Below are 6,084 nucleotides of genomic sequence, written 5' to 3' on the forward strand. Positions count from 1 at the left end.
CTGGGAACCCTGTTGACGCGTTTGTGAGGCATGCCACGTGATTGGAATGGTGATTGCGGCCGGTGATGATGCACGAGCGGGATGGCGAACAGAGCGCCGTCGTATGCATGTTGCTATAGCGAAGACCATCGGCCGCCAATGCGTCGATGTTCGGGGTTTCAATGGGACTTCCGTAGCATCCAAGATGTCCGTAACCGGTGTCGTCCAGGACGATGAAGAGGACATTTGGTGCTCCTTCTTTCGTGCGCTTCGGCTGAGGCCATGCTGGTGAGGAAACTTCATACGTGCGACCAATCGTGCCGGAGAATGCGGTTCCGGGTTTGTATTCCTTGAGAGCCATGACTATTCCCTTCTCATTGCGACAATGTTGTGTTGAGGATCTTAGTGGACGATGCACTGCGTCTTACGGGCTAGGCAGTTACTTGCTTACTCGCGTGCTCCGCTGACTCTTTGATCTTGCGGCGTCGCCAGAACATGTACGCGGCAGTGATAACTGCGTTCAGCACCAGGTAGAGAAGGATCGCGCTGAACACGTTGTGCTCGTTAGGAATGTTTGCAGCTGCGAGTGCGATTGCAAGTGCAGGATGGCGGCACGCAGTTGAGAGCGAAAGCGTGATTTGCTCTTCTGGACCGGGCCCGCCGAGAAGATGGCCAACAAGAAGGCCGACGATAATAAACGCGATGAGAGCTACGATTGTCCCGTTGCCGATGAGCGCAAGAGACTTTGGAAGGGCAAAGACCAAGGTTACGAGCAGTCCCGCCATTAGCATAATCTTTGCAAACAGTCCTACGGGCTTTGCGATGCGCTCAGCCAAAGCAGGTAGAAGCCTCTGAAAGAGGATGCCCGCCGCGATAGGCAGGAGCACGGACATGAGAATCAGTTTCGCCACCGCCATTGGTCCCATGGCAAATGACTCGTGGAAGTAGTTGCCAATCAGGCGGACAGCCAGCGGGATATACAAAATCGATAAGGTCGCCGCTGTGACCATCAGCCCCAGGCCGTATGGCGCCACGCCGCCCGCCTTGCCTATCTTTCGAGGCAGGAGCGGAGGTACCGGCGAGATCGAGAGCGCAATCAACGCAATCATGACTGGAAGCTGGAAATGGAAGACGGATGTCAACGCGATGGCGACGAGCGGCATGATCACGAACATCGCCACCAGAGAACGTGCCATGAGACCCGGCCGCCGCAGCACATACAGGAGGTCATCGCGAGTTGCTTGCAGTCCAAATCCGAAGACTGTGAGCAAGATGCTCACCTTTAATGCCAGACCGACCATTTCCTGAGGAGTCATATTCTCACCTGATTACTCGCGCTATTGATCTTTCAGAACTAAATCCAAAATGCGGCGGGGTATTGAAGTCCGATCATCCCTCTTCGTCGGGAACGTTAGGCGGACTTCACATGATGCCGATACTGGCAAAACTACCGGGTGCAACCCCCGATAGCTTTGCGAACAACCGCAACACGATTGGGCGGTGAACTGTTTCTAGCGGATCCCGAACAACGTCACGGTTGGACGATTGTTGCCCCAACTCGCCTTCTGATACCAGAATTCCACTCTGTCGATTGCGCGTCGTGCCCCTGGCAAATCGATGTCCCGGCTTTTGCCGCCAGCAGGGATTTGATTGCGCAGAGCGATCTCTTCCGACTGGCCATTGCCGTAACGAACAATGACCTTGTCGAATTGCACTGCGCTTCCGCTCACGCGCAACTGGATCGCACGAAAGGTTCCGGTGTCGCCGCACTTGATTTTGTCGTGGTCGGATTTGCCATCGACATGCGACTGGCCGAGCACCATCCAACCACCCGCCTGGGGTCCTGCGTGGGCCATGGCACTTATACCGATGGCGACTATTAGCGCCAGGATCAAAACTGAAGTCTTTCTTTGCATGTGATCTGCTCCTTAAATCGGTTGAGTCGTTCAGCTGTTGTCAGCGATTCCGCCAAGTGATGCACCCCGGTCGGAGCTTCAAATCTCGGAGACTGCTGGAGTACGGAGGTTAACACTTGAGTGCAATCTTGAAGAACACGGTGTTTCCCTGCAGCCGGTTGTGGGTGTAGTACTCATTGAGCCACTTCAGTTCCGCCATAAGTTGTTTGTGGCCGAAAGGCTTGATGTAGGAGACAACTGGACCGATACCCGCTGTTTTGCCTTCAAACTTACCCAGGGTCGCGCCCGAACCGCTGTCGCCGGTGAATTGGGTGTAATAGAACGATGAAACGCCGATACCCGCGAGGCCCTTCATCAACGGAAGGTGCTGCGCCAGCGTGCCATCGAGATGAAACTGGTCGCCGGTCTTATATTGTGTTGCATTGTTTTCGCTGTTGAAGTCGAGGCCCGCGAAGAGCGATGCCTCGCGACCATTCTTTGTGCCGACGTAAATCGCAGCGAGGGTTGGCTCAGTTGTGTAGTAGTTCTTGCCGGTATTTGCCAAACGGCCAACGCCATAGTCGCCCGTCGGAAGATATTCGGTTACCCTGAAATTCACGTTGGTATTTGGGCTGAAGTTGTAATTGAGCATGAGCGGGATCACCACGATGTCGCCGATGGCGCCAAGGCTCCCTCCGCGCGCGATAATGACCTGAGTTCCGCCCGCAGACGGAGGCAACTGCACCACGCTATTCGCATTCACGTCCATCTGGAGGAAGGGGATAGTCATGGACATGGCGTAGCTCCAGTGCTTGCTGGGAATCATGCCGTGACCATCAGGGCGCCAAAAGATCGTTGCCCCCTCTCCCCACGACGTTGCGTGAAGACCGAAAGCAGTACTGCCCGCAATGGGTATCGCCTTGTTTGCGCCAACCGAGCCGCTGTAATAGATCTGGTTGTATCGAAGCAAAAATGCAGGCGTTGGGCTTACACCGTCAATGAACGAAGCCATGGAGCCGGGAAAATAATGGCCCGAGCCGCCTTCTTCGGCTCTTGCCGTACATGAAGTCGACATCATTACGACGCCGCTAAGGAACGCGACCGTCGCGTAAATTATCGTTGCAAAGTGCTTCTTCATTTAGGTGCTCAAAGCTTTCCTGGCTCGGCGCATCAGCTTGCGCCGTTGGTGAATGATGCGTCTTTTGCAATGCGATCGCGTGGCTTGCGATTTACCGGCTATCGGAGTTCGACCGTCACGCTTTCAATTTTTCCGTTGAATGGGAACGGTGCCCTGTCGAAATAGTCGAGTGAGACCGCCGAACCAAGATCGACGCCCACATCAAACGTCTCGCTCGCTGTAAAGGCAGCGGGAACGGTACGTTTGACGTCAATGCTTGCGACTTCCACACCATCCACAGTCAGCAAAACGGCTGCCGGAGCGCCCGGCTTTGCAATCTTTGTGTCGACCTCGATCTTGTGTTTTCCGGATCGAATCTTGTCCGGCGAACGACCGATGTATCGCTCGATGATCATCATGTTGTACTCATACACAAGCTGGCCCTGATCGATATAGAGAGCCATGCCGCCGCCAGCGCCCCCGAGCGCATAGAGGACCCCTGAAGCGTTTTCGCCGAACTCAGCGGTAATCGCAACGTGATTGCTTTCGCGACCGAGGCCGGGCGCAGCGAACTCTGCCATGCGCCTGGTATTCGCATCGAATACCCAGCTTGTATAGGGAGGCTTGGTGCGATCCTCGGGGTGAATGCGCGTCCAGATTCCGGCGCCGATGGGGAAGACTTTATTGGCTTCCGCTTCTTTCAGGAACAAGGCCTGCATGTCGGCCAGACGCTTTGGCTCCTTTGCAGCAAGATCATGCGCCTGAGTGAAATCGGTTCGCATGTCGTAGAGTTCCCACACATCGTTCCGTGAATCCCACGTTGCCAGTCCGGGATTCGACGTCGCCCAAGGCGTGAGCGGACCGAAGGTGCACGCAAACCAGCCATCATGATAGATACCCCGGCTGCCGTTGTTTTCGAAATACTGCGTGAGTTTTGTGCCCGGTGCGGCGGCGTTTGCAAACGTATAGGCCATCCCCGTGCCGTCGATTGGATCCTGGGTGAATCCGTCTACGACTGCGGGTGGCTTGATGCCGAGAATCTCGTAGATTGTCGGGACAATGTCGTTGAGATGGTGAAACTGAGCACGGGGCGTCTTGTCCGGCTTGATTCCGGCCGGCCAGGAGATAGCCAACGGGTTGCGCGTTCCACCAAAGTGCGATGCGATCAGCTTTGTGTACCGGAACGGTGTGTCGCCAGCCCATGCCCAACCGGCGTGATACATGCTGTCTGTCTGCGGACCGCCGAGCGCGTCCAAACCGCCAATCTTGTTCAAGGCTTCGATCTGCTGCTCGATGGTATTGGGAATCATGTTCTGCGCCAGCAGTTCGCTGACGGTACCGTGTTGGCCTTCGGCGCTTGAGCCGTTGTCTCCCCAGATATAGAAGACGATGGTGTTGTCGCGAATGCCGAGTTCTTCGAGTCCGTCGATTACCCTTCCGACCTGGGCGTCTACGTGCTCAACGAAACCGGCGAAGACTTCCATCAGCCGGATTTGGAAGGGCCGCTGTGCATCTGGAATGCTGTCCCATGAATCCATGGAGTCGGCGCGCGGGGTGAGTTCGGCTTCGGCTGGAATCCAGCCAAGTTCTTTCTGACGGTTGAAAGTCTTCACGCGTAGTGCATCCCAGCCGTCGTTGAATTGGCCTTTGTACTTGTCGGCCCATTCTTTAAATATCTGATGAGGTCCGTGTGCCGCGCCTGGAGCCCAATACATGAAGAACGGCTTGTCGGGGGCAAATGATCTGTGCCGTTTCATCCAAGACAATGCCCGGTCGGCCAGGTCCGACGAGAGATGGTATTTCTCGTCGTGAGGCGGTTCGATGGCATTGAAGTTCTCAAACAGCCTGGGCTCCCACTGGGAGGTTTCGCCGGCGAGAAAGCCGTAGAAATAGTCGAAGCCGATGCCCTCTCCAGTTGGCCAGAGAGTGAATGGACCCATTGCCGTCGTCTCTGTCGCTGGCGTGTTGTGCCACTTGCCGAATGCAGCGGTCTTATATCCGTAGTAGCCGAGAGTCTTGGCGAGGGTCGCAGAAGACCTAGGGATCACCCCGGTGTAGCCGTCGAAATCGAGCGCGCGCTCCGCGATGGTCCCGGATCCGACTCGCTGATGGTTGCGGCCGGTCAGCAGGGAAGCGCGAGAGGGCGAGCAGATCGACGTTGTATGAAACGAGTTATAGGTGATGCCTTCATTCGCAATCTTTGTCAGCGTCGGAGTGTGGATCGGTCCACCATATGTTTCAGCAAGTCCGAACCCGACATCATCGAGCAAGACGATCAGAACGTTGGGCGCATCTTTCGGCAGATGGTTCTCTTCGACGCGTCGCTGGTGTTTCGATTCCTGCAGCGAAGGCGCGGCTACACTCGCTGTTGGTGTCAGGGGAAAAGGCAGAACCGTGCCGTCATTTGGAGTTGTGGCGCCGAGTGTGCTTGTTGGCGCGGCAGATACGGTGGCGGCGGCTGATGGCTTTTGATCCATGTTTCACTTCCTTGACTGCCACTGACGGGTTGGAACGGCGATGATGGATTTGTTTTGCTTTGAAATGAATGTATTCGGAGTTTCATGCATCCATCTACTTTCGATCGCGATTCGCCACGCCGTCTGAGAGCGGTTTCTTTTGAAGAGTTATTGCATACTGAAGATATTCCCGGGCGTGTTCCAGTGGGTATTCGGAAAACTACTCGGGGAGAGCACAGAAGAAATACTGTATTGAGGCAGATCTCATCTGCCCGGTTTTGCAGGCGCCAAAATCGTGAGCCCGAAGCGGAAGCTCCAATGTGGCGAATTGGATGTGCTCAGAGCGTTGTATTCCGGGTTGACGAGAAGGCGTACGGGTTGGCCACCGAGCTTCATTACCTTGGCGACCTGCATGCCGATCGGGACGTAGACGAAGCCCGGACGCGTCCAGTCGATGCTCCACTGCGCGTCGCCTGTGCCAAGGACCAGCCGTGTGGCAAAACGTAGGCGACGATCGGTTGCAGGCTCGAGAATCTTGTTTCCGCGCCAAACAAGTTCTGATTGAACAAGCCCAGATTCATCTTGCCGTGGCGGGCTACAAATCCGACTGCGGGGCCTGCCAACGCGGTATCGTTCC

The 6,084-nt window shown here is 55.7% G+C and carries 6 protein-coding genes; all 6 read right to left on the reverse strand.

Annotation, left to right across the window (positions count from 1 at the left end; all coding sequences use genetic code 11):
* On the reverse strand, positions 1-340 hold a 340-nt coding region (locus tag WA354_RS09745), incomplete at its 3' end, for a sulfatase-like hydrolase/transferase (protein WP_472812816.1).
* A 70-nt stretch (positions 341-410) separates the two neighbouring features.
* A complete protein-coding gene (locus WA354_RS09750; RefSeq protein ID WP_472812817.1) occupies positions 411-1,295 on the reverse strand; it encodes a bile acid:sodium symporter family protein in 885 nt (294 codons plus the stop codon).
* A 195-nt stretch (positions 1,296-1,490) separates the two neighbouring features.
* Entirely contained in the window at positions 1,491-1,895 is a 405-nt protein-coding gene (locus tag WA354_RS09755; protein ID WP_472812818.1) for a DUF2541 family protein, read from the reverse strand.
* Between the two features lie 109 nt (positions 1,896-2,004).
* Complete coding sequence (locus WA354_RS09760) at positions 2,005-3,012, reverse strand: SphA family protein (RefSeq protein ID WP_472812819.1); 1,008 nt, start codon at positions 3,010-3,012, stop codon at positions 2,005-2,007.
* Positions 3,013-3,110: 98 nt separating this feature from the next.
* Positions 3,111-5,468 (reverse strand): arylsulfatase, encoded by a 2,358-nt coding sequence (locus WA354_RS09765; RefSeq protein WP_472812820.1) that lies wholly within the window; start codon positions 5,466-5,468, stop codon positions 3,111-3,113.
* 243 nt (positions 5,469-5,711) lie between these two features.
* Positions 5,712-6,084, reverse strand: a 373-nt coding sequence (locus WA354_RS09770; protein ID WP_472812821.1) for a hypothetical protein, incomplete at its 5' end; no start/stop codon positions are given.

It is taken from the genome of Occallatibacter sp., assembly GCF_049802275.1.
Taxonomy (GTDB): Bacteria; Acidobacteriota; Terriglobia; order Terriglobales; family Acidobacteriaceae; genus Telmatobacter.